The organism is Nocardioides marmotae, from assembly GCF_013177455.1.
Classification (GTDB): domain Bacteria; phylum Actinomycetota; class Actinomycetes; order Propionibacteriales; family Nocardioidaceae; genus Nocardioides; species Nocardioides marmotae.
The window spans coordinates 957,482-980,683 of record NZ_CP053660.1 but is presented as its reverse complement, the minus strand read 5'-3'; the positions used below and the strand labels follow the sequence as shown (position 1 = coordinate 980,683).

Genomic DNA, 23,202 nt, shown 5'->3' with positions numbered 1-23,202 from the left:
GACCGGTCAGTCGGAGGAGGGGTCAGTCAGCAGACGGGCCGGACGGGCGCGGCTGCTCCGGGGCGTCCGCCGCGGGGCGGGGCACCTCGTCGGTGAAGGGCAGGGCCTCCTCCGAGCGCGGCCGGCGGTCGGAGGGGTCGTAGCGGCCGGCGTCCTCCGCGGCCTGCACGTTGCGGATGCGGTGGACCAGGCTCCAGCCGAGCAGGCCGACGGCGACCGCCAGGCCGATGAAGATGCCGAAGGCCAGCCAGCCCGCCTTGACGTCCTCGGGCTCGGGCGCCTGCTGGGCAGCGCGGACGACGGTGTCGGCGAGCAGCGGGAGGAGGTGGAGGGCCATGGCGCTCATCCTCTCAGGCGGGGTCGGTGATGCCGGCGAACAGGTCGCTCTCGGGGACCTGCGAGGGGACGTGGCTCACGACCAGCTCGAAGTCCTCCGTCGGCCACACCTCCTCCTGGATCTCCCGCGGCACGGCGAACCACATGCCGTCGGGGTCGATCTGCGTGGCGTGGGCGAGCAGGGCCTGGTCGCGGACGCCGAAGTAGTCCGAGCAGGGCACCCGGGTGGTGATCCGGGCGTCCCAGTCCGGCTCGGGCTTCCAGTCGCGCAGCCGCTCGGTGTAGGGCGACTCCAGCCCGTGGGCGAGCATCGCGTCGTGGATCGCCTGGGTCTTCGGGCGGTTGAAGCCGTGGTGGTAGTAGAGCTTCAACGGCTGCCACGGCTCGCCGAGGTCGGGGTAGCGCTCGGGGTCGCCGGCGGCCTCGAACGCCGCCACGGTCACCTCGTGGCACTTGATGTGGTCGGGGTGCGGGTAGCCCCCGCGCTCGTCGTACGTCGTCACGACGTGCGGCCGGAGCTCGCGGATGAGCCGCACGAGGGGCGCGGCCGCCTCCTCCAGCGGGACCAGCGCGAAGCAGCCCTCCGGCAGCGGGGGCTTGGGGTCGCCCTCGGGCCAGCCGGAGTCGACGAAGCCGAGCCAGTCCTGGGTCACGCCGAGGATGTCGCGGGCCCGCTCCATCTCCTGGCGGCGGATCTCGGTGATGTTGGCCAGGATGTCGGGCCGGTCCATCTTCGGGTTGAGGATCGACCCGCGCTCGCCGCCGGTGCAGGTCACGACGTGCACGTCGACCCCCTCGGCGACGTACATCGCGGTCGAGGCGGCGCCCTTGCTCGACTCGTCGTCGGGGTGGGCGTGGACGTGCATCAGCCGGAGGCCCGACCGGGGCGGTGACCCGTGGTGCGACATGACGCTGATCCTAGGTCGCCCGCCCCGGCCCGACGGACGGGTGGGACCATGGGGGCATGAGCACCGACCTCATGACCGAGCGGTACGGCGCCCCCGCGCCCTGGCGCCGGCGCGCTGTCGTCGTCGGCAGCATCGTGCTGGCGGTCGTGTTCCTCGGGTGGCTGGCCTGGACCGCGGTGACCCACTCCTCCCCCGAGGTCTCCGGGGAGCTGGAGACCTACGAGATCGTCGACGAGCACACCATCGACGCGGTCGTGGTCGTGACCATGAGCGAGGACGCCGAGAACCCGACCTGCCTGCTGCGCGCCTTCGCCGAGGACCACAGCACCGTCGGCGAGCTGGAGTTCGTGCCCGATCCCGACCTCGGCGCCCGGCAGCCGCAGTCGGTGCGCACCGAGCGCCGCGCGACCGCCCTGGAGATGGTCGGCTGCCGCGCCGAGGGGCAGACCCGCTACCGCTGACCTGCGAAAGCCCCGGCCGCTTGTTACAGTGGCCGATCTGACCGACCCACCGGGCCGTCCAGAGGAGGGCCCGAGACGCCGGCCCACGGCGTCTGCAGCAGTGCCGCGGCGTACGGCCACACCCTCGGCGCACTCCATCGGGACCGGTCCTCGTACGCCCTGGCGGGCACCACCCGCCGTACCCGCACGCACCTTCAGGAGCACGCATGACGCAGTCGACCGACCAGACCACCGTCTGGCTGACCCAGGACGCCTACGACAAGCTCCACGCCGAGCTGGAGAACCTCAAGGGCCCCGTCCGTCAGGAGATCATCGAGCGGATCGCCTCCGCCCGCGACGAGGGGGACCTGAAGGAGAACGGCGGCTACCACGCCGCCCGCGAGGAGCAGGGCCGCGTCGAGGGCCGGATCCTGCAGCTCGAGGACATGCTGCGCCGCGCCGAGATCGGCGAGACGCCCCCCGACGACGGCATCGTCGAGCCCGGCATGATCGTGACCTACAAGTTCGTCGGCGACGACGACGACGAGACCGAGACCTTCCTGCTCGGCGCCCGCGAGATCGAGCCCGAGGGCCTGACGGTCTACTCCCCCCAGTCGCCGCTCGGCGAGGCGATCAACGGCAAGACCAAGGGCGACACGGTCTCCTACCAGGCCCCCAACGGCAAGACGCTCGAGGTGGTCATCGTCGACGCCAAGCCCTACACCGGCTGACGTCCACCCGACCGTTCCGTCCGACGCCCCCGGCCCTCCGGCCGGGGGCGTCGGCGTTCCGCGGCGCGTTGCCTGACCGGACGGCGCCGTAGACCATCGAACGGCGCGTTGCAGCCGCAGCCCCGGGCGGCGGGCTTAGCCGCGCCGGGTGGCGACGCGGTAACCGCGCGCGCGCAGCCGGGCGAGCACCTGCTCGGCGTGCGGCTCGCCGCGGGTCTCCAGCTGGAGGTGCACCTCGACCTCGTCGAGGTGCAGCGTCGGGGAGATCCGCTCGTGGACGACCTCGAGCACGTTGGCGCCCCCGGCGCTCACCTCGGCGAGCAGCTGGGCCAGCCCGCCGGGGACGTCGGGGATGGTGAGGGTGAGGTTGACGTACCGCCCGGCCGCCGCCATCCCCTGGCGGATCACCTTGCCGAGCAGCAGCGGGTCGATGTTGCCGCCGGAGAGCACCGCGACGGCGGGGGTCGCGAAGCCGGCGGGGTCGTCGAGCAGCGCGGCCACGGCGGCGGCGCCGGCCGGCTCGACGACCATCTTGGCCCGCTCGACGAGGGCGAGCACCGCGCGGGAGAGCGAGTCCTCCGAGACGGTGCGGATCTCGTCGACGTGGTCGCGGACGGCCGCGAAGGTGATCTCGCCGGGCAGCCCCACGGCGATCCCGTCGGCCATCGTCTTCATCGTCTCCAGCGCGACCGGGCGGCCCTGCGCCAGCGAGGCGGGGTACGCCGCCGCGCCGGCCGCCTGCACGCCGACGACGCGCACGTCGGGGCGCGCCGCCTTGACCGCGATCGCGATGCCGGCCAGCAGCCCGCCGCCGCCGGTGGGGACCAGCACGGTCCGCACCTCGGGGGCCTGCTCGACCACCTCGAGCCCGGCCGTGGCCTGCCCGACGACGATGTCGGGGTGGTCGAAGGGGTGGATGAGCACCGCGCCGGTCTCGGCCTCGAAGCGCCGCGCCGCGACCAGCGCCTCCTCGAGGAACCGGCCCTCGAAGACCACCTCCGCGCCGTACCCGCGGGTCGCCCGCTCCTTGTTGATCGGCGCTCCCTCGGGCATGAACACGGTGGCGCGCGTGCCGAGCATCCGCGCCGCCAGCGCCACGCCCTGGGCGTGGTTGCCGGCCGAGGCCGCCACCACCCCGCGCGCCCGCTCCTCGGGGCTGAGCCGCGCGATGCGGACGTAGGCCCCCCGCGCCTTGAAGGACCCGGTGCGCTGGAGGTTCTCGCACTTCAGGTGCACCGGCCCCTCGGCGAGGTCGGAGAGCCAGCGCGACTCCTCCATCGGCGTCCGGACCGCGACGCCCTCGAGCAGCTCGCGCGCGGCGAGGACGTCGGCGAGCGTCGGCTCGAGGCTCACAAGGGGCTCTCCGGGTCCTCGGGCGCCTCGACCTGCGCGCCCGTCTCCTCGTAGTCCTCGGCCAGCTCCTCGACCGGATCGTCCCCGGGGGCGGTGAAGGACGCGAGGTGCTGGACCACGGCGTTGCCCGCGGCCGCGAGCGGGACGGCGACGAGCGCGCCCGCCACCCCGGCCACCACGACGCCGCCGGCGATCGCGACGATCACCGCGAGCGGGTGCACCGAGACCCAGCGGCCGAGCAGGAACGGCTGGAGCACGTGGCCCTCGACCTGCTGGACCACGATGACACCGGCGAGCATGAGCAGCGCCGTGATCGGGCCCTGGTCCACCAGCGCCACCAGCACCGCGACCGAGCCGGCGACGGTCGCACCGATCATCGGGATGAACGCGCCGAGGAAGACCAGCACGCCGATCGCCAGCACGAACGGCACGCCCAGCACGGCGGCGACGATCGAGATGCCGATCGCGTCCACGAGCGCCACGATCACCGTCGCCCTGACGAACTGGGTCAGCGAGACCCAGGCGACCCGGCCGGAGGTGTCGACGTGCTCGCGCGCCGCGCGGGGGGCGATCCGGACCAGGAAGGCCCAGATCCGCTCCCCGTCGGCGAGGAAGAAGTACGTCGCGAACAGCACGATGAAGAACCCGGCGAACAGGTGGGTCAGCGTCGCGCCGACCTCGGTGGCCCGGGAGACGACACCGCCGTCGCGGGTGCCCTCGCTGATCGCCCGCTGGGCGGCGTCGATGTAGTCGTTGATCTGGCTGTCGCTGGCGTTGAGCGGACCGGTCTTGAGCCAGTTCTTGATCTGGCCCAGGCCCTTGACGGTCTGGTCGGCCAGGTCGGTGGCGCCGGTCGCGACCTGCTGGCCGGCGAAGGTCAGCAGCAGCCCCACGAGCCCGAGACCCGCGATGACCACCGAGATCGCGGCCAGCCCGCGCGGGAACCCGGCCCGGTCGAGCACCCCGACGAGCGGGGAGACGAGCGCGGCCACCAGCAGGGCCACCGCGAGCGGGATGGTGACGACGGAGAAGAAGCCGATCAGCTGGAGCAGGACGTAGCCCGCCGTGCAGATGACCAGCAGGCGCCACGCCCAGGCCGCGGCGAGGTCGAGGCCCCACGGCACCTGGGCGCGCGAGAAGTTCGACGGCCCCGTCGGGATGGGCGCCGGGGCGGGGCGGCGGTCCTCGCGCATCTGGGCCCACTGCTGGGCCAGCCGCTGCGCCAGGCCGTCGTCGTCGTCGGTGGTCGTGCCGGTGCTGCGGGGCAGGCGCAGCGGGAGCGGCAGCGGCAGCCGCCGCCGGGACTCGTGCTCCTCGGCTCCTCGGTCCGGCGGGGCGCTCCCCACCCCGTCCCGGAGGCTCCCCGTGCCGGCCTGGTCGTCCACGCGGATCTCCTAGGCGCGGGCGCCGAGCGCCCGGTCGAGGTCGGCGAGGAGGTCGTCGACCGTCTCGATGCCGACGCTGAGCCGCACCAGGTCGGCCGGCACCTCCAGGTCGGTGCCCGCGACGCTCGCGTGGGTCATCCGGCCCGGGTGCTCGATCAGCGACTCGACGCCGCCGAGGGACTCACCGAGGGTGAAGACCTCGGCCCGCTCGCAGACACCGAGCGCCTGCTGCTCGCCGCCGGCGACGCGGAAGGACACCATGCCGCCGTACCGCTTCATCTGGCGGCTGGCGACCGCGTGGCCGGGGTGCTCCTCGAGCCCGGGGTAGATCACCTGGGTGACGTCGGGGTGGCCGGCGAGGAACTCCACGACCCGCTCGGCGTTGTCGCAGTGGCGGTCCATCCGCACGCCGAGGGTCTTCAGGCCGCGCAGCACCAGCCAGGAGTCGAACGGCCCGGCGACGGCGCCCATCGCGTTCTGGTGGAACCCGACCCGCTCGGCGACCTCGAGGTCGCGCACCACGAGGGCGCCGCCGACGACGTCGGAGTGGCCGCCGCAGTACTTGGTGGTCGAGTGGACCACGACGTCCGCGCCGAGGGTGAGCGGCTGCTGGAGGTACGGCGAGGCGAAGGTGTTGTCGACGACGAGCAACGCCCCGGCCTCGTGGGCCACGGCGGCCAGCGCCTCGATGTCGCCGATGTTGAGCAGCGGGTTGGTCGGGGTCTCGACCCACACGAGCGTGGTCTCGCCGGGGCGGATCGCCGCGCGGACCGCGTCGACGTCGGAGACGGCCGCCGAGCTGTGCTCGAGGCCCCAGGCGCGCTCGACCTTGTCGAAGAGCCGGTAGGTGCCGCCGTACGCGTCGTCGGGCACGACCACGTGGTCGCCCGGCGCGCACAGCGCGCGGACCAGGGTGTCCTCCGCGGCCAGGCCGGAGGCGAAGGCGAAGCCCCGCTCCCCCTCCTCCAGCGCGGCGATGTTGCCCTCCAGCGCGGTCCGCGTGGGGTTGCCCGAGCGGCTGTACTCATACCCGCCGCGAAGCCCGCCGACGCCGTCCTGCTTGTAGGTGGAGGTCGCGTAGATCGGGGGGATGACCGCCCCGGTCGCCGGGTCCGGCTCGTAGCCCGCGTGGATCGCCCGCGTCTCGAACCCGGCCTTCTGCGCCGCCTCGTGTCCGTGCTGCTGTTCGCTCACCCCGCGAGGTTACCCACGGGCGGGAACGTCCGGCCGCGCGGGAACGTCTCGCCCGCCGCCGGTGTTGGACCCCGTGCCAGGATCGGCACGACCCACCAGGAGGCACCCGTGTTCTTCGCCCGCAAGCAGACCGAGCTCATCGCCCCGGAGCAGGCGCTCCCCGGCCGCACCGAGCGGTGGTTCCACCTCGCCGACCGCCACCTGGTGCTGGGCACCCCGCTGGTCACCGACGAGGCGCCCGAGGGCATGGAGGTCGCGGTCTTCGGGCTGGGCTGCTTCTGGGGTGCCGAGGAGGTCTACTGGCAGCTCCCGGGCGTGTGGTCGACCTCGGTCGGGTACGCCGGCGGCACGACCCCGAACCCGTCGTACGAGGAGGTCTGCTCGGGCGCGACCAACCACACCGAGGCCGTCCGCGTCGTCTTCGACCCCTCCGTCGTCTCCTACGCCGACCTGGTGAAGCGGTTCTTCGAGGTCCACGACCCGACCCAGGGCATGCGCCAGGGCAACGACGTCGGCACGCAGTACCGCTCGGCGATCTACTGGACGACCCCCGAGCAGGAGCAGGTCGCCCGCGAGCTCACCGAGGTGTACGCCGCCGAGCTGCGCCGCCGCGGGCTCGGCGAGATCACCACCGAGATCCGCGAGGTGCCGACGTACTACTACGCCGAGGACGCCCACCAGCAGTACCTCGCGAAGAACCCCCACGGCTACCGCTGCCACGCCAACACCGGCGTGAAGTTCCCGCAGACCGCCTGATCCCCGCAGTCGGGCTGCGGTCAGGCGACCGGCGGCACGACCTGCCAGCGCTTGGTCCGACGGCTGCCGCGGCGCAGGTGGTCGATCGCCTCGGCCTGGGTCCAGCCGCGGTCGGGCAGCACCTGGACCTCGACCTCGACGGTGACGGGCGCGGCGAAGGGGAACGGGTCGAGGCTGATCCGGCCCTCCCCGACGACGCGCGCGACCAGGTCGAGCCGCTCCCCACCCGGGGTCCGGCCGATGGTGGGCAGCCGCACGGTCTCGGAGCGGTGGTCGATCCCGCTCAGCTGCGGGCCCCAGGGCACGACCGGCTCCAGCGGCGAGGGCTGGTCGGGGACGACGCACAAGAAGAGCGAGAGCAGGTCCCAGACCTGGAGCAGCTCGAAGTGGTGCCAGAGCCGGGTCTCGAAGACCGCCCGGGGCTCCTGCTCGGTCCACACCTGCTCGCGGACCCCGATCCAGCGCTCCTCCTCGGCCCGCACGACCTCGGACTGGAGGCGCCGGGTCTCCTCGGTGCGCGCCAGCCGGGAGCCGGCCCCGGGGCGCTGCCAGCGGCCGCGGTAGATGCCCGACCAGTGCATCCCGACCAGCAGGCCGGCGTAGGCATCGAGCATCGAGACCCGCTCGACGCCGGCCCGGTAGAGCGGGATGTGCGACTCCACGTCGATGTCGAGGAAGTGCAGCGGCCGCTTCTCCAGCTCGTCGAAGAGCAGCGCCCCGTCGATCGCCCGCCAGCCCTCGTCGTGCTTGGCGGCGGCCAGGGAGACCGCCGGCACCGGCGACGGCGCGGTGAACCGGGTGTTCCCCCATGCCTCGGCGAGGATCCCGGCGACACGGCCGTGCTCGACCTGGTCGATCAGCTCCAGCTCTCCTGGCAGGCGGTTGACGATCATCGGGGTGCTCCTGGTTCTGGGGTGTCGAGGTCCGCGGCCGCGACGATCTCGCGGGCACGGCGGATGGTGGCGGGGTCGACGAGGCTGCCGTCCTCGCCGCTGAAGGCCGAGACGCCGGCGGCCTCGGCGCGGTCGAAGCTCGCGAGCAGGCGGCGGGCCGAGGCGACCTCCTCCGGCGCGGGGAGGTACTCGGCGTTGATGACGATGACCTGCGAGGGGTGGATCGCGGTGCGGCCACGGAACCCCTGGCGGTACTGCTGGCGACAGGTGCGCAGCAGGCCCGCGGCGTCGTCGACGACCGTGTGCACCGGCCCGATCGGCCGCTCGAGCCCGGCCGCGGCCGACGCCACCACGACCCGGCTGCGGATCGGGGCGAGCTCCTCCCGCTCGGGGCCCGGGACCAGGCCCAGCTCCGCGGCGAGGTCCGCCTCGCCGATCGCCAGGCGACGTACGCGCGGGGAGCGGGCGACGGTGGTCAGCTCCTCGAGGCCGACCGCGGTCTCGAGGAGGGCGGCGACGCCGATGCCACCGGACGGCAGGCCCCGCTCGGCCTCGAGCGCGCTCAGCCGCTCGTCGACCGTGCGCAGCAGGGCCGGCTCGGCCTTCGGCACGAGCACGGTGTGCAGGGCGGACCAGGTGACCGCCTCGAGGTCCTGCTCGACCGCCTCGGCGTCCACCCGGACCCACAGCTGCGGCCCCGCCGGGTCGGCGGAGCGCAGCTCGGCGCGCGCGATGTCGCGCGCCTCCTGCTTGCGGCTGCGGGCCACCGCGTCCTCGAGGTCGATCACGATGGCGTCCGCCCCGGACCGGCTCGCCTTCGCGACCCAGCCCTCCCGGTCTCCCGGGACGTAGAGCAGGCTCCGGACCGGTGCCGAGTGCCGCGAGGACGCGGTGCCCGTCATGCTCAGCGCCCCGTCGGGCGGCGCAGGTAGGTGCCGCGGGGCTCGCCGACGACCTTGCCGTCGACCAGGACGGCCTCGCCGCGCAGGAAGGTGTCGGTGACCTGCGCGGTCATCTCGAAGCCCTCGAACGGCGTGTACTCCTGCGCCGACTCGCTCTCCGCGGCGCGGACGGTCCACCGGACCTCGGGGTCGACCAGCACCAGGTCGGCGTCCAGGCCGACCTCGATCGCGCCCTTCGACCGCAGGCCGAAGCGGCGGGCGGGGTTCAGCGCGGTCATCCGGGCGATCTCGCCCATCGGGAGGCCGCGGGAGCCGCCCTCGCTGACCATGCCGGCGAGGAGGTACTCCGCGCCGCCGAAGCCGGACTTGGCCACGAAGATGTCCTCGCGCGGGTCTCCGAACTTCATCTCGTCCTTGCAGCAGGCGTGGTCGCTGACCACCCAGTCGACGTTGCCGTCGAGCACGTGGCTCCACAGCGCCTCGACGTCCTCGCGCGGGCGGATCGGCGGGTTGACCTTGGCGCCGAGGTTCGCGGCGGTGTCGATGTCGGCCAGCAGGTGACCGATGGTGACCTCGCGGCGGAAGTCGACCTCGGGGAAGGTCGCGGCCATCCGCAGCGCGGCGTCCATGGCCTTCGCCGAGGTCAGGTGGAGCAGGTTGATCGTGGGCAGGTCGGTCTCGTGCGCCAGGTAGGAGGCGATCGTGACCGCGAGGCCCTCGGAGTGCTGCGGGCGCGAGGCGCTGTAGGCGGCCAGGCCGGTGAGCGTGCCCTCCTCCTCCACCATCCGCGTGTAGGCGGTCATGATCTCGGCGGTCTCGCAGTGCAGCGACAGCGAGATCTCGTCGGCGAGCTCGGGGTGGTCCTGGCGGGCCTTCTGGACCGCCCGCATGACGAACTCGAAGTGGGCCAGGTCGTAGCGCTCCCCCTCGGGGATCATCAGGAAGTCGCTCTGGCTCGCCGAGCGGCCGTGCAGGCCGTGGCTGCCGTAGAACATGAAGATCTTGAACGACGTGACGCCGTGCTCCCCCACCAGCGAGGACACCTCGCCGAGGTGCTCCTTGCTCATCGGCGCGAGGTGGAAGCCGTAGTCGACGTAGGAGCGACCCTCGGCGGCGGCGAGCACCTGCGGGAAGAAGTCGGCGTAGGAGCCGCCCTTGTTCAGGTAGTACTGCCCGGTGCGCATGTAGTTGAGCGCGGTCGTGACGCCGCCCTGGGCGCACGCGCGGCTCTCGATGGCGGTGTCGTCCGAGAGCGGGTTGTAGATGCCCCAGTGCTGGTGGGCGTCGACGACGCCCGGGAACAGCAGGCGGCCCTGGCCGTCCACGACCTCGGCGCCGGTGCGGTCCAGGTCGGGGCCGACGGCCGTGATGACGCCGTCGGACACCGCGACGTCCCAGGCCTGCGGCTCGGCGTGGTCGTGGTGCACCACGCGGACGTTGGTGAAGATCTTGTCGGCTGCGGACATGGTGTTGCCTTTCGTTTCAGGGCTGGCGGATCGGGTCGGCGGGAGGCACGGCGGCGGTGACGGCCTCCATCAGCGGGCGCACCCGCCGGGTGCCCTCGAGGGAGAGGGCGAGGTCCCGGATCCGGTCGATGGCGTCGTCCGGGAGCAGGTCCCGGCAGTTCTCGGAGAACTTCAGCGCGAGCTGGGCGTCGGTGAGCGGGCGCTGCGGCCCACCGAGGTTGGCGAACACCTTCTCCACGTGCTCCTCACCGGAGGTCGTGGTGAGGCGTACGACGGCGGGGAACTGGTGCGGGAAGATCGCGTCGCACTCCTCGTTGCCGACGACGGTCACCTTGCTCATCAGCTCGCGGCGCTGCGGGTCGCGGGCCAGCTCGTCGGTGAAGTCCGCGAGGCCGAGCCCGAGGCCGCGGCCCTCGCCGAGCATGCCGGCGACGACGACGTACGGGCCGCTGAACTGCGCCTGGTAGCCGGTCTCGGGCGCCTGCTTGACCGCGAGCGGCTCCCCGATCGTGCGGACGACCGCGGAGGGGACGCCGATCTCGATGGAGGCGACGTCCTCGGGGCGGATGCCCTGCTCGATGAAGCGCATGCCGGCGTCGGCGCTGGTGTGGGTGAAGTGGTTGGCCGGGTAGGGCTTGAAGAAGATGCCCGGCACGGCCCACTCGACGCCGAGGCCGTCGGTCACCGCGGCGTGGTCGGCCTCGTTGCGCAGGAACGCCTCGAAGAAGCCGAACCGGCCCTCGAGCACGGTCGGCGGGCCGCTGATGCCCCGGCGGACGAGCTCGGCGGCCATCACCGCGGAGTGCGCGGCCCAGCCGCAGTGCATCCGCTTGACGGTGCCGCCGGTGCGGTTGGCCTCGATGATGCCCGCGGCCATGGACGCGGTCACGCCGAGGACGTCGGTCAGCTGCTGCTCGGAGAAGCCGAGGAGCATGCCCGAGGCCACGGCGGCGCCCATCGCGCCGCAGATCGACGTGGCGTGCTGGCCGTGCTCGAAGAAGACCGAGTTGCCCAGCTCCAGGTCGTAGCCGGCCATGCCGAGGCGGCAGGCCACCTCGAGGCCGACCGCGGCGGCGTCGAGCAGGGCGTCGGCGTCGGCGTCGACCATCTCGGCGACGGCGAGGGCCGCCGGCACGACCGCGGCGCTGGGGTGCAGCACCGAGGGCAGGTGGGTGTCGTCGAAGTCCAGCGAGTGCGCGAGCACGCCGTTGACCAGCGCGGCCTGCGCGGCGGGCACGGCACCGGCGACGCCCAGCGCGGAGGCCTGGGGCGCGCCGCCCTGGTCGGCCACCAGGCTGATCACCGCGCGGCTGGTCTCCAGGCGCTGCGCGGCGACGCAGAGCCCGAGGATGTCCAGCACCCGCTGCCGCGTGCTGGCGCGCACCTCGGCGGGGGCGCCGTCGCGGCGGACGGCGTCGGCGAAGCCCGCGAGCTGCTGGGCGAGGGTCTGCTCAGCCACGGGACACCACCGCGAGGGGACGCACGGGCGAGCCGGTCGCGCCGACGAAGGCGAGCGGGGAGAGGATGAAGGTGAACTCGTGGTGGCCGGCGGCGGCCGGGCCGTCGAGGTCGAGCGCCTCGATGATGTAGATCCCGCTCTCGACCAGCAGCACGCGGTGGGCCGGCAGCAGGCCGTGCCCGGCGCCGGGGGCGAGCATCTCGAAGGCGATGGTGTCGGCGCCCACGGCGTGCACGCGCCGCTCGGCGAGCCAGCGGGCGCCGGCCTCGCTCACGCCGGGCACGCCGGTGCTGGCCCCGCGGTAGACCGACGGGTCGGGATCGTCGAAGTGGCGGCCCCAGCCGCTGCGGATGAGGACGACGTCACCCTCCTCCACCTCGACGCCCTGGCGCTCGACGGTGGCCTCGAGGTCCGCGACGGTGATCTCGTAGCCCGCCGGGCAGCCCTCGGCCAGCCCGAGGGTCGCGGGCACGTCGAGGAGCACGCCGCGGCGGACCATGGGCTCGATGGTGTGCACGCCGTGCTCGAGGTAGCGGCCGCCGACGCCGGCCTCGCGGGCGTCGACGCCGCCGTGGAGCAGCCCGTCCTGGGAGACGTGGGCCAGCGCGTCGATGTGGGTCCCGACATGGGTGCCCATCGAGATGAAGTCGTTGGCGGCCGAGCCGCCGTCGGAGCGCACCATGTCGCCGTGGCGGCGGGGGAAGGCGTGCCAGTACGCCGGGTGGTTCGGCGACTGCGACATGCCGACGGACAGCGGGCGGCCGAGGTCGTGCACGACGATCCCCTGGCGCACCGCGGCGAGCAGCGGATCGGACGTGGGGGCGTTGGTGGTCATGGCGAGATTCCCGTTCATCTCAGGGTCGACGTCGGTCGACGTGGCGTGTGCGGTCGTGCTGAGGAGGCCGCGGGTCGTCCCGCGGCCGGGTCGTCGCGGGTCAGGCCGCGGAGGGGGCAGGGTGGGAGGTCAGGCGATGACCCCGCGTCCACGCAGCTCATCGAGCGTCGCGGGATCCACCCCGGCCTCGGTGAGCACGGCATCGGTGTCGGCGCCGAGGTCGCGGCCGAGGAAGCGGATGGCGCCGGGGGTCTCCGACATCCCCCACAGCGGACCGTGGACGGCGAGCTCGCCGAGCCGCTCGTCCTCGACCAGGGTGATCATCCCGGTCTCGCGGACGTGCTCGTCCTCGACGATGTCCCGCGCGTCGTACACGGGGGCGACGGCGGCGCCCGCCTCGGTGAAGGCCTCGATCACCTCCTGGCGGGTGCGCTCGGCGATCCAGGAGCCGACGTACCCGTCGAGCTCGTCGGCGTGCTGGGCGCGCTCGCGGCCGCTGCCGAACCAGGGCTCATCGACCACCTCGGGGTGTCCGACCAGCCGCAGCACCCGCTCGGCGATGGCCTGGGCGCTGGTGGAGATCGCGACCCAGTAGCCGTCCTTGGTGCGGTAGGTGTTGCGGGGGCTGTTGTTCGTGGACCGGTTGCCGTGCCGCATCCCGACGACGCCGGTCTGCTGGTAGGCCATCGGCCCCGGCCCGACCGCGGTCATGATCGGCGCGAGCAGGTTGAGGTCGATGACCTGGCCGCGGCCGGTCCGCTCCCGGGCGAAGAGCGCCATCGCGATCGCCGAGGACGCGGTGACGCCCGCGATGCTGTCGGCCAGGCCGAACGCCGGCAGCGTGGGCGGGCCGTCGGGCTCACCGGTGAGGTGGGCGAAGCCGCTCATCGCCTCGGCGAGGGTGCCGAACCCGGCGCGGGCCGAGTAGGGCCCCTGCTGGCCGAAGCCGGTCACCCGCGCGACCACGAGCCGCGGGTTCTCCGCGAGCAGGTCCTGCGGGTCCAGGCCCCAGCGCTCGAGCGTGCCCGGGCGGAAGTTCTCCACCAGCACGTCGGCCTGCGCGGCGAGCCGTCGCACGAGGGCCGCGCCCTCGGGCTTGCCGAGGTCGATGGCGACCCCACGCTTGTTGCGCGAGATCTCCTTCCACCACAGCGACTCGCCGTCCTTGACCGGACCGTGGCCGCGCATGCTGTCGCCGTACCGGGGGTGCTCGATCTTGATCACGTCGGCGCCGTAGTCGCCGAGGATCTGGCAGGCCAGCGGGCCGGCGAGGATCGTGGAGATGTCGAGGACGCGCACGCCGGCGAGGGGCCCGGGGGCGGGTGCCTCGGCGGCGTCGGGGGTGGGCTGAGGCGTGGGGGACGCGCTCATGGGGTGGCCTCCTGGGGGGTGTGACCGAGCTCGGCGCTGATCTCGGCGGCGGTCTTGACGACCAGTCGGGCGTGGCTGTCACGGACCTCGGCGACGAACCGGTCGCGGGGTCCGCACAGCGAGATGGATCCGAAGACGTCACCGTCGGCGCGGTGGATGGGGGCGGCGACGCTCCCGGCCCCGGCCTGCCGCTCGCCCAGGCTGACCGCGTAGCCCTGCGCGCGGACCTGGGCGAGCTCGACGCGCAGCTCGTCCACCGAGGTGATGGTGTGCGCGGTGACCGGGTCGAGCGCCGCGTGGGCGAGGTACTCCTCGATCTCGGCCTCCGGCAGGTGGGCGAGGATCGCCTTCGACGAGGAGCCCGCGTGCAGGGGGTGGGTGGTGCCGAGGGAGATCGACATGCGGATCTCGTGCGGCGAGAGCACCTGGTCGACGTAGACGCGCGAGGTCGTGTCGCTGCGCACCGACAGCGTCGCGGTCTCGCCCGTCGCGGCGACCAGCCGGTCCAGGTGGGGCCGGGCGATCTTGGGCACGTCGAGCTCCCGCAGCGCCGCGAGGCCCAAGGTGAGGACCGCCGGCCCGAGCCGGTACTGCTTGGTCCGCTCGTCGAAGACGAGGTAGCCGGCCGCGGTGAACTCCTTGAGGATCCGGTGGGCGACGGCCTTGGGCAGGTCGAGCTCCCGGGCGACGGTGGAGACGCCGAGGGTCTCCGGCGCGCGCGCGGCGATCAGGTTGATCACGCCCAGCGCGCGCAGGAGACCCGACTTCGGGTCGCCGTGTGTCGTCATCGTGGTTCCTCTTCGTTCGGGAGGGGCGGGGCCGGCCTGCCTGCGGCCTGGTGCGGGGCGAGTCAGGTGCACCCGACCCCGGTCAGGGTGACCGGGATGTTCCCGCGCGTGGCCTTGGAGTACGGGCAGGTCTCGTGGGCCAGTTCCACGAGCCGGTCGAGCTCATGCTGGCCGCACTCGGGCGCGGTGACAACGAGGTCGACCGCCACGGAGTAGTCCTGGCCGTCGGTGATGCACAGCGAGACGGCAGCCGTCGTGGTGGTCGGTCCGAGGCGGACCTTCTCCCGCCGGGCGACGACCTGGAGGGCGCTGTCGAAGCAGGCGGCGTAGCCGGCGGCGAACAGCTCCTCGGGGTCGGTCCCCGCCTCGGTGCCCCGCTCGGCGGGGCGGGCCAGGTCGGCGGCGAAGGACCCGGAGGTCGAGCGGGCGTGCCCGCCGCGGCCGCCGGTCACCTCGACCGTCGCGGTGTAGGCGACCTCCACGTCGCCCGGCAGCTGGTCGGCGGCGCTCATCGGGCCACCTCCAGGTCCGCGGCACCGTGCAGGGCGAGCGCTCGCCGGGCCACCGCGTCGACGTACTCCTCGGGGTGCTCGTCCGCGGTGAAGTCGGTGCCGGAGAGCAGCTCGAGCTCGGCCCAGGGCAGGGTCGCGGTCACGACGTCGGTGAACCGGTGCACCAGGTCCTTGACGCCGTGGACCAGCGCGATCGGGGTGTCGCGCAGCGCGTCGGTGTCCAGCCGGTGCTCGAAGACCGCGCGGTAGGCGGTGCCGAAGTCGGGCCCGGTCGCGAGGTACTCCGCCACCTGCCGGTCGATGCCGTCGACGTCGAGCTCGGGGTAGAGGCCCCGGACCCGCGCCCAGACCTGGCCCAGGTGCGACCCGTCGAGGGCGGGCTCGTAGGGCAGCGCGTAGCCCGCGAGCTTCTCGGCGCGCTCCTCCTCGGTGTAGAGCGGGATGCCCTGGAGGAGGAGACCGCGCACCCGCTCCGGTCGGCTGATGGCCGCCTCGGCGACCACGACCGCGCCGGTGTGCTGCCCGAGCAGCACGACCCGGTCGAGGCCGAGGGCGTCGACGACCTGCCACATCCCCGCGGCGTACTGCGGGATCGACCACGGCTCAGGCGTCGGGTCGGACATGCCGAACCCGGGGGTGTCCGGGGCGATGACCTGCAGGCCGCGCGCGGCCAGCCGCTCGACGACGACCTCGAAGGTCGCCGAGGACAGCGGGGACTGGTGCACCATGACCAGTGCCGGGGCGCCGGGGTCGCCGGCGCGCCGCAGGTGCACCTGGCCCCACGGCATCCGCAGGTAGGCCCGCTCGGAGGTGCCCTTCAGGTCCCTCACTCCGCCGCCTCCCGGGCGAGCTCGGCCATGACGGCGACGACGTGCTTGATGCCGTTGCGGTAGTCCTCGAGCCGGATGTGCTCGTTCGGGCCGTCGATCCCGGCGTCGGCGCGGGAGACGCCGACCCCGACGATCGGGAGGTCCGGCAGGCCCGGCATGACGCCCTGGTTGCCGATCCACTGGGTGAAGGGCTCGATCACCGGCTCGGTGCCGTACACCTCACGCGCGGTGCGCGCGACGAGGTCGACGAAGGGGTGGTCGGGGTCGGTGCGGTTGGGACGGCTGGTGGCCATCACGTCGACCTCGACGTCCCCGAATCCGCCGTCGACCAGGTGCTTCTGGATCGCGGCGAGCACCACGTCGGGGTCCTGGCCCGCGATGAGGCGGACCTCGATCTTCGCGGTCGCCGTCGCCGGGATGCCGAGCGTGACGTCCTGGGAGTCGTCGCCGCCGTTGAGCGAGCTGATCGTCAGCGTGGGGACCGTGCGGATCGCGGTGGCCGCGGCGCGGGCGTCCTCGCCGTGGCGGAAGCTGCTGACCCCGGCGCGCTCGAGGAGGAAGTCGGCGGGGAAGGGCAGCGCGTCGAGCAGCTCCTGCTCGCGGGGGCTGAGCTCGGCGATCCCGTCGGTGAAGCCCGGGACCGTGCAGTCGCCGTTGGCGTCGACCAGCGTGGAGAGCGCCGAGACCAGACGGGCGGTCGCCGAGTGCAGGAGCGCGGTGTTCTGGCTGGTGAGCTCGCGGCTGATCGTGCGCACCGAGAGGCGCAGGTAGAGCACGCCCTTCTCGGAGAGCTTCAGGAGCAGGCGGCCCTCGCTGTCGAGCCAGGAGTTCTCCCACAGCGCGACGTCGGCCTCGAGCTGCTCGTGGTGCGCCTCGACGAACGAGCCGAGACCGGGGCTGTGCAGCCACTGCTTGCCCTCGAGGATGTAGCGGCTGGTGACCGGCGGCTCCTGGCCGGAGAGGCGCCAGGCGGCGGCGGCGTGGATGCGCGACATGATCGCGCCCTTGTCGTCCGCGACGCCCCGGGCGTAGAGCCGACCGTCGACGATCTCGGCGGAGTAGGGCGGCACGATCCACTCGGCGTCGTCGCCCGTCGGCTCGACCTCGACGTCGTAGTGGCAGAAGTGCAGCAGGCGCGGGGCGCCGCCGGCGATCTCGCCGTGGACGTAGGGGTGCGACTGCTCCCACGGCACGACGTGGCCCTCGCCGCCCCACCGCTCCAGCGAGCCCTTGAGGAAGTCGGCGGTCGCGACCATCTGGTCGGGCTCGTGCCGCCGGCTGCGGAAGCGGCACAGCTCCTGCAGCTCGGTGACGAACTCGTCGAAGTGCTCGTCGACCGCGGCGAGCGCGGCGTCCAGGTCGAAGCTCATGGTTCTCCTTGGGGTGGTGAGTGGCGAGAGGCGTGCGGAGGTGTCCGGCGGGCGCACGGTGCGCGGCCGGGGCCTGGCCCGCCGAGGGCCAGGGATGCTCAGGGGTCAGGCGCTCAGTGGATGGTCACGCCGCCGTCGACGAAGATCGTCTGGCCGGTGACCATCGCGGACGCGCCGCCGAGCAGGTAGCCGATGGTCTGGGCGACGTCGTCCGCCGTGGCCATGCGCCCGGCGGGGATGCTGGCGAGCTTGTCCTGCATGTAGTCGGCGTCGCCGCGCACGTCGTCGGTCATGGCCGTCGGCACGATCGTCGGGCCCACCGCGTTGACGCGGATGCCGTCGGCGGCCCACTCCAGGGCGAGCACCCGGGCCAGGTGCATCACCCCGGCCTTGCTGACGCAGTAGCCGGCGCTGTTCGCCACGGCGATGTGCCCGTTGGTCGAGCCCAGGTTCACCACGGTGCCGGAGGTCTCCCGCAGGGCGGGGTAGGCCGCCTGCGACATCCGGAACGTGCCGGTGAGGTTGATGTCGAGGACGTCGGTGAAGTCCTCCTCGCTCATCTCCGAGGCCGGGGCCCGCCGCACGATGCCGGCGTTGTTGACCAGGTGGTCGAGGCGGCCGTGCCGCTCGAGGACCTCGGCCACCGCCGCCCGGCACGACGCCGTGCTGCGGACGTCCACGACGTGCCGGGTGTGCCCGTCGCCGCCGGCACCCAGGTCGTGCTCCCAGGCGTCGAGCGGGGTGACGTCGGCCAGGGCGAGCACGGCGCCGCGCTCGGCGAGGTGCTCGGCCACCGCCTGCCCGATGCCCCGCGCTGCGCCCGTGACGAGCGCGACGCGGCCGGCGAACTCACCGCTGACGGCGGCGGTCATGCGCCGATCACCCGGTTGGCCTCGGCCCAGAAGGTCACCCGGCGCTGGATGATGCGCACCACCGCATGGGCGAAGAGACCCATGAGCGAGAGGACCACCAGGACGGCGAACATGCCGGGGATGTCGAAGTTGTAGTTCGTCTGGAGCAGCAGGTAGCCCAGGCCCTCCTGGGCACCGATGAACTCACCGACGACGGCGCCGAGGATCGCGAAGACGATGCCGATGTCGATGCCGGCGAAGATGAACGGCATCGCGCTGGGCATCTGCACCTTGCGGAAGATCTGCCAGCGGCCGGCGCCGAAGACCTTGAGCATCTGGATCCGGTCGGCGTCGGCCGAGCGGATGCCCTCGATGACGTTGATGAGCATCGGGAAGAACGAGATGACCGCGGCCATCACGATCTTGGAGGTCAGGCCGAAGCCGAACCAGACCACGAACAGCGGCGCGAGGGCGACCTTCGGGACCGTCTGGAAGGCCACGATGTAGGGCATCAGGGTCTTCTCGACCAGGCTGATCTGCGAGATCGCCGTGCCGAGCACCATCGCCGCGCTCGCGCCGATCGCGAAGCCGATCATGGCCTCCTGCGTGGTGACCCAGAAGTGGGTCCAGAACATGTCGCTGGAGAGCTGGTTGCGCAGCGCCTCGAGGATCGTGCTCGGCGGCGGGAGGACGTACTCCTTGACGTCGAGGATCTTGGTGCCGTACTCCCACGCCAGCACGACGACGACGAACACGAGCGGGACGAGCCACAGCTCGGGCCGGCCGCGGAAGTCGAAGCGCGAGGACCGCGGCGCGCCGGCCACCTCGTCGGCGTCGGGGGTGGCGGGGATGGTCCGGGCGGCGGCGTCGGAGCTCGACGGCGTGCCCTCGGGGGTCTGGGTCTGGGCGTTCATGTCCACCTCAGTCGATGACGCTGGCGTTGAAGTACTTGCGGATGCGCTCGACGTAGACGCCAGCGGCGTCGCTGGACATCATCCGGAGCTCGCGGGGGCGGGGCAGGTCGATGTCCATGACCTCGGCGATGCGGCCGGGCCGGGGGCTCATCACGATGACGCGGTCGGAGAGGAACACCGCCTCCGGGATGGAGTGGGTGACCAGCACGATGGTGGCCTGGCTCTGCTGCCAGATCCGCAGCAGCTCCAGGTTCATGTACTCGCGGGTCATGGCGTCCAGGGCGCCGAACGGCTCGTCCATCAAGATGACGGCCGGGTCGTGCACGAGGGCACGGCAGATGCCGGCGCGCTGCTGCATGCCGCCGCTGAGCTCGAAGGGGTACTTGTCCTTGAACTCCGACAGGCCGACCATGTCGAGCAGGTCGTGGGCCCGCGCCAGGGTCTTCTTCTTGTCGAGCTTCTGGATCTCCGCGGGCACCAGCACGTTCTGGAGGATGGTGCGCCACGGCAGGAGGGTGGCGGCCTGGAAGACCATGCCCACCTCGGGGATCGGGCGGTTCACCTCGCGTCCGGCGATGCTCACCTCGCCCTTGGTCCGCGGGCTCAGGCCCGCGAGGATCTTCAGCAGCGTCGTCTTGCCGCAGCCGGAGGGCCCGACCACCGAGACGAACTCACCTCGCTTCACGTGGAGGTCCACGTTCGAGAGCGCGACGGTCGGAGCCGACTTCTTCGGCTGGTAGACCTTGTCCAGGCCCTCGACGCGGATCCAGGACGGATCGGCGTGCTCCCCGCCGGTGGCGGGGTCCCAGGTGGGGCTGGTGGCCCCTGCTTGGGGTGCCGGCTGGCTCATATCAGTCGTCCTTCGCTTGGGGGGTAGTGAGTTCGTCTCGGTGACGGGTCAGCTGGTCACTCGGACCAGGTGTCGGCCTGCTCGACGACCTCGGCGACGTCGAAGTCGTTGGCACCGTCGAGGAAGCTGTCGTTCCACACGTCGTCGAGCGGGATCTCGCCGGTGATCTGGGCGGCCTCGAGCGTGTAGGCCTGGGTCTTGCTCCAGTCCTCCTCGGAGATGGCGCCCCAGTCGGTCCAGTCCGCGGGCTCGCCCTCGAGCGGCGTGGCGCTGGCGAGCCAGGCCTCGAGGCTCACGACGTCGCCGGCGAGGCGCTCGTCGACCGAGTCACCACCGAGGATGGAGGGGAAGACCTTGTAGCCGATCCGCATGGCGGCCTCGGGGTTCTGCGCGGAGAACAGCATCGCCTTGTAGGCGGCACGCAGGAAGCCCTCGACCATCTCCGGGTCGTCCTCCGTCGCGTCCTTGGCGACGGTGAAGGTGATGGAGCGGATGCCCTGGAAGATGTCGGGGTTCTCGAGGTAGGCGAGCTCGTTGCCCTCGTTCTCGATCACGGCGTAGGCCTGGCCGTAGAGCGCGATCGCGTCCACGTCGCCGCCCTCCAGGGCGCCCATGGCCTGGGCGCCGACGCCCACGGGGAGCAGCTCGACGTCCTTCTCGGGGTCGAGCCCGCCGGAGCGGATGAACGCACGGGCGTACGGCGCGCTGCCGGACGCCAGCGAGATCACGCCGACCTTCTTCCCCTTCAGGTCCTCCGGCTTGGTGATGTCGCTGCCCGGCATGGTCGCGAACTGCCAGGGCCAGTTCTGCACGAGGCCACCGACGGCGACGACGTCGACGTTCTTCTCGACGGCGGCGAGGACCGAGCCGGCGTCGGCGGCGGTGACGTCGCCCTTCCCGGTGCCCACGGCCTGGGCCGCGGCTACCGAACCGTCGGAGTTGACGGTCTTGACGGAGATGCCCTCCTCCTCGAAGTACCCGAGCTCCTGGGCCACGGCGACGACCGCGACCTCCTCCTTGGGCCCGACGACGGCGGAGGCGATGACGAACGTCAGGTCGTCCTTGCCGCCGTCACTGCTGCTGTCGTCGCCGCCCCAGGCGACCAGGAAAGGGGAGACGACGGCGAGCACGAAGGTGCTGGCGCCGACGCGGAAGCGATGCGACATGTGCTGGTTCTCGATTCTGGTGGTGGACCGCAGTCCGGCTTGCTGTGCTGGGGTCGTCCGAGATTCAGGGGGCCGAGAGTCAGGAGGCGGGCACGAGGCCCGACTCGGGGAGGTCGTTCCACACGAGCTGCTCGACGATCAGGCCGTCCCGCAGGCCGAAGACGTCGACGTAGCGGATGTCCTCGAACGGGGTGCCGTCGAGACGCTCTCCGTAGAGCCGACCGATGGAGACCACCGTCGTCAGGTCGCCCTCGACGCTGACGACGAAGCGGTCGCGGTGCTTGCGGACCCAGGTGTAGGCCTTGGGCGAGCCGACCATCTCCTGCAGCGAGGAGTACGTCGCCCCACCGGGGAACTGCAGGCGCGCGCCCGGCCCGAGGAACCGGGAGGCCGCGTCGAGCTCGCGGTCCTCGCAGTGCTGGAGGTAGGTGTCGACCAGGCGGGCGGGGTCGGTCACGACTCCTGCTTCCGGGCCAGCAGCTCTTCCCACTGCTCGCGCAGCGGGTGCTCGGCGGGGCCGTTCTCGGTGATGATCCGCACGAGCCGGGCCAGGTAGCCGGTGCGCGCCTCGTCCAGGACGCGGCTCTCGGCGTCGGTCGGGCTGAACGCGTCCAGCTCGCCCTCGTGCAGGTAGCCCTTGCGGACCATCATCGACTCCAGCGCGCGCAGTCGGTGCCGCTCGACGTGGAGCTCGGTGGCCAGCTGCAGGACCAGGTCGAACAGCTTCGCGGTCTGCGGGTTCTCCAGGTACTGGAACTCCTCGGCCATCTCAGATCGCCTTCCTCGCCGACAGGACGGCCCAGGGGAAGTGCCACTCGGCGCGGTCCCCCCAGCCGTCGGGCTGCAGCCCGAGCCGGCGCTCGTCGAACGGGCTCCACGACACGTCGACCAGGCCGGCGGCCTCGCAGGCGGCGACCGTGTCGGTGCCGAACAGGTCGCGGAAGTAGGGCTCGTTGTTGCGGTCGGCGTGCTCGATGACGGTGGCGTCACGGAACGGGTCGCCGGTGAGCATGAACTCCAGGAAGTGCATCTCGCCGCCCGGCTTCAGCAGGCGGGCGCCCTCCTGCAGGACCGCGACGATGGCGTCCGAGGGCATCTCGTGGAGCACCATCGTGCCGGTCACGACGTCGCAGGAGCCGCTCTCGAGGCCCGTCCGGCTGCCCTCGGCCTGTACGTAGCTGATCGGCAGGCCCAGGTCCTCGGCCTCGGCGTGCGCCAGGCGCAGCCCGGGAGCGGCGAGGTCCACGCCGATGACCTCGGCGCCGGGGTACTTCGCCACGAGCGGGCGGGTGCTCTTGCCGAAGCCGCACCCGATGTCGACGATCCGGGTCGCCTCGGGCTTCTCCGGCAGCGTGGTCTGGGCGAAGAGGCTGTGGAACTTGTAGCCGTCGTTGTCGCGCAGCATCACGATGCGAGCGCCGAACTCATAGACGTAGGCCGACAGGTCGTCGGAGAAGAAGCTCCCCGGCTGCACGTGGATGTCGTAGTCGGTGTACCACTCGGGCAGCTCGAGGTCGTGGTCGAGCGTGATCGAGCCGACGCCCTGCTCGGGGGCCGCGTCGAGGTCGCCGACCAGCTCCTGGCGGCGGCGGACGACGGCGTCGCCGGCGGTGCGCCACAGCATCTTCTGCTGGACCCGCTCCAGGTGGGAGAACCAGGGGTAGCTCGGCAGCTGGTGCATGACGGGCTCGACCTGCTCCGGCGTCTCCGCCGTCGCTCCGGTCTCGGCGTACTCCGCCGCGAGCGTGGGGTAGACCGCGTCGCTCCACCGCTTGCGGAGCCCGAGGACGAAGTCGACGGTCGACCTCTCGTCCAGGGTGAGGCGATCCTCGATGTCGATCATGGCGGGCTGATCTCCTTCCTGTGGTGCCGGGTTCTCCCGGGTCGTGCCA

25 protein-coding genes are annotated in these 23,202 nt (G+C 72.6%); 3 read left to right on the top strand and 22 right to left on the bottom strand.

Annotated features, from left to right (window positions below; all coding sequences use genetic code 11):
• Positions 1-22 precede the first annotated feature (22 nt).
• Together HPC71_RS04665 and mca are read right to left on the bottom strand one after the other, a co-directional pair.
• Positions 23-337: a hypothetical protein gene (locus HPC71_RS04665; protein WP_154613902.1), complete on the bottom strand. Its 315-nt coding sequence runs from the start codon at positions 335-337 to the stop codon at positions 23-25.
• 13 nt (positions 338-350) lie between these two features.
• Positions 351-1,244, bottom strand: a complete 894-nt coding sequence (gene mca / locus HPC71_RS04660) for a mycothiol conjugate amidase Mca (RefSeq protein WP_154613901.1) — start codon at positions 1,242-1,244, stop codon at positions 351-353.
• A 56-nt stretch (positions 1,245-1,300) separates the two neighbouring features.
• Between mca and HPC71_RS04655 the strand changes: the two genes are divergently transcribed.
• Together HPC71_RS04655 and greA are read left to right on the top strand one after the other, a co-directional pair.
• Positions 1,301-1,705 (top strand): DUF4307 domain-containing protein, encoded by a 405-nt coding sequence (locus HPC71_RS04655; protein ID WP_154613900.1) that lies wholly within the window; start codon positions 1,301-1,303, stop codon positions 1,703-1,705.
• Positions 1,706-1,911: 206 nt separating this feature from the next.
• Positions 1,912-2,415, top strand: a complete 504-nt coding sequence (gene greA, locus HPC71_RS04650) for a transcription elongation factor GreA (protein WP_154613899.1) — start codon at positions 1,912-1,914, stop codon at positions 2,413-2,415.
• 135 nt (positions 2,416-2,550) lie between these two features.
• Here the strand turns inward: greA and ilvA are convergent, their stop codons facing one another.
• Genes ilvA through HPC71_RS04635 form a run of 3 tightly spaced genes read right to left on the bottom strand, consistent with a single transcriptional unit; the run spans position 2,551 to position 6,347 of the window.
• Complete coding sequence (gene ilvA / locus HPC71_RS04645) at positions 2,551-3,768, bottom strand: threonine ammonia-lyase (RefSeq protein WP_171896185.1); 1,218 nt, start codon at positions 3,766-3,768, stop codon at positions 2,551-2,553.
• Complete coding sequence (locus HPC71_RS04640) at positions 3,765-5,153, bottom strand: AI-2E family transporter (protein ID WP_154613898.1); 1,389 nt, start codon at positions 5,151-5,153, stop codon at positions 3,765-3,767. Before HPC71_RS04640 ends, ilvA begins: the two co-directional genes overlap by 4 nt.
• Before the next feature lie 9 nt (positions 5,154-5,162).
• Positions 5,163-6,347 carry a cystathionine gamma-synthase gene (locus HPC71_RS04635; RefSeq protein ID WP_171896183.1) on the bottom strand — a complete coding sequence of 395 codons (1,185 nt, stop codon included), beginning with the start codon at positions 6,345-6,347 and terminating at the stop codon, positions 5,163-5,165.
• 108 nt (positions 6,348-6,455) lie between these two features.
• On the opposite strand from HPC71_RS04635, the gene msrA reads away from it, so the two are divergent.
• On the top strand, positions 6,456-7,103 hold the full coding sequence (gene msrA / locus HPC71_RS04630) for a peptide-methionine (S)-S-oxide reductase MsrA (RefSeq protein ID WP_171896181.1): 648 nt from the start codon (positions 6,456-6,458) through the stop codon (positions 7,101-7,103).
• Between the two features lie 20 nt (positions 7,104-7,123).
• Here msrA and HPC71_RS04625 read toward each other — a convergent pair whose 3' ends face one another.
• The 17 genes from HPC71_RS04625 to HPC71_RS04545 all read right to left on the bottom strand — a co-directional run bounded on the left by HPC71_RS04625 (position 7,124) and on the right by HPC71_RS04545 (position 23,153).
• On the bottom strand, positions 7,124-7,996 hold the full coding sequence (locus HPC71_RS04625; RefSeq protein WP_154613897.1) for a DUF3891 family protein: 873 nt from the start codon (positions 7,994-7,996) through the stop codon (positions 7,124-7,126).
• Positions 7,993-8,898 carry an HpcH/HpaI aldolase/citrate lyase family protein gene (locus HPC71_RS04620; RefSeq protein ID WP_154613896.1) on the bottom strand — a complete coding sequence of 302 codons (906 nt, stop codon included), beginning with the start codon at positions 8,896-8,898 and terminating at the stop codon, positions 7,993-7,995. Before HPC71_RS04620 ends, HPC71_RS04625 begins: the two co-directional genes overlap by 4 nt.
• Before the next feature lie 2 nt (positions 8,899-8,900).
• Positions 8,901-10,364: a dihydroorotase gene (locus HPC71_RS04615; protein ID WP_154613895.1), complete on the bottom strand. Its 1,464-nt coding sequence runs from the start codon at positions 10,362-10,364 to the stop codon at positions 8,901-8,903.
• A 16-nt stretch (positions 10,365-10,380) separates the two neighbouring features.
• Positions 10,381-11,823, bottom strand: a complete 1,443-nt coding sequence (locus HPC71_RS04610) for an MmgE/PrpD family protein (RefSeq protein ID WP_171896180.1) — start codon at positions 11,821-11,823, stop codon at positions 10,381-10,383.
• Positions 11,816-12,658: a cyclase family protein gene (locus tag HPC71_RS04605; RefSeq protein WP_154613894.1), complete on the bottom strand. Its 843-nt coding sequence runs from the start codon at positions 12,656-12,658 to the stop codon at positions 11,816-11,818. The genes HPC71_RS04610 and HPC71_RS04605 overlap by 8 nt, the downstream gene beginning before the upstream one ends.
• Positions 12,659-12,787: 129 nt before the next feature.
• Entirely contained in the window at positions 12,788-14,029 is a 1,242-nt protein-coding gene (locus HPC71_RS04600; protein ID WP_154613893.1) for a CaiB/BaiF CoA transferase family protein, read from the bottom strand.
• Positions 14,026-14,817, bottom strand: coding sequence for an IclR family transcriptional regulator (locus HPC71_RS04595; protein ID WP_154613892.1), 792 nt, complete (start codon positions 14,815-14,817; stop codon positions 14,026-14,028). Before HPC71_RS04595 ends, HPC71_RS04600 begins: the two co-directional genes overlap by 4 nt.
• Positions 14,818-14,879: 62 nt before the next feature.
• A complete protein-coding gene (locus HPC71_RS04590) occupies positions 14,880-15,329 on the bottom strand; it encodes an Ohr family peroxiredoxin (protein WP_154613891.1) in 450 nt (149 codons plus the stop codon).
• Entirely contained in the window at positions 15,326-16,159 is an 834-nt protein-coding gene (locus HPC71_RS04585; protein WP_171896178.1) for an alpha/beta fold hydrolase, read from the bottom strand. Before HPC71_RS04585 ends, HPC71_RS04590 begins: the two co-directional genes overlap by 4 nt.
• Complete coding sequence (locus tag HPC71_RS04580) at positions 16,156-17,529, bottom strand: M20/M25/M40 family metallo-hydrolase (protein WP_154613890.1); 1,374 nt, start codon at positions 17,527-17,529, stop codon at positions 16,156-16,158. The genes HPC71_RS04585 and HPC71_RS04580 overlap by 4 nt, the downstream gene beginning before the upstream one ends.
• A gap of 113 nt (positions 17,530-17,642) precedes the next feature.
• Entirely contained in the window at positions 17,643-18,401 is a 759-nt protein-coding gene (locus HPC71_RS04575; protein ID WP_154613889.1) for an SDR family NAD(P)-dependent oxidoreductase, read from the bottom strand.
• Positions 18,398-19,294, bottom strand: coding sequence for an ABC transporter permease (locus HPC71_RS04570; protein WP_154613888.1), 897 nt, complete (start codon positions 19,292-19,294; stop codon positions 18,398-18,400). Before HPC71_RS04570 ends, HPC71_RS04575 begins: the two co-directional genes overlap by 4 nt.
• A gap of 7 nt (positions 19,295-19,301) precedes the next feature.
• Positions 19,302-20,144, bottom strand: a complete 843-nt coding sequence (locus HPC71_RS04565) for an ABC transporter ATP-binding protein (protein WP_154613887.1) — start codon at positions 20,142-20,144, stop codon at positions 19,302-19,304.
• 56 nt (positions 20,145-20,200) lie between these two features.
• On the bottom strand, positions 20,201-21,310 hold the full coding sequence (locus tag HPC71_RS04560) for an ABC transporter substrate-binding protein (RefSeq protein ID WP_154613886.1): 1,110 nt from the start codon (positions 21,308-21,310) through the stop codon (positions 20,201-20,203).
• Between the two features lie 79 nt (positions 21,311-21,389).
• Positions 21,390-21,767, bottom strand: a complete 378-nt coding sequence (locus tag HPC71_RS04555; RefSeq protein ID WP_171896176.1) for a nuclear transport factor 2 family protein — start codon at positions 21,765-21,767, stop codon at positions 21,390-21,392.
• On the bottom strand, positions 21,764-22,078 hold the full coding sequence (locus tag HPC71_RS04550) for a hypothetical protein (protein WP_154613885.1): 315 nt from the start codon (positions 22,076-22,078) through the stop codon (positions 21,764-21,766). The genes HPC71_RS04555 and HPC71_RS04550 overlap by 4 nt, the downstream gene beginning before the upstream one ends.
• Position 22,079: 1 nt before the next feature.
• Complete coding sequence (locus tag HPC71_RS04545) at positions 22,080-23,153, bottom strand: class I SAM-dependent methyltransferase (protein ID WP_154613884.1); 1,074 nt, start codon at positions 23,151-23,153, stop codon at positions 22,080-22,082.
• Positions 23,154-23,202 lie beyond the last annotated feature (49 nt).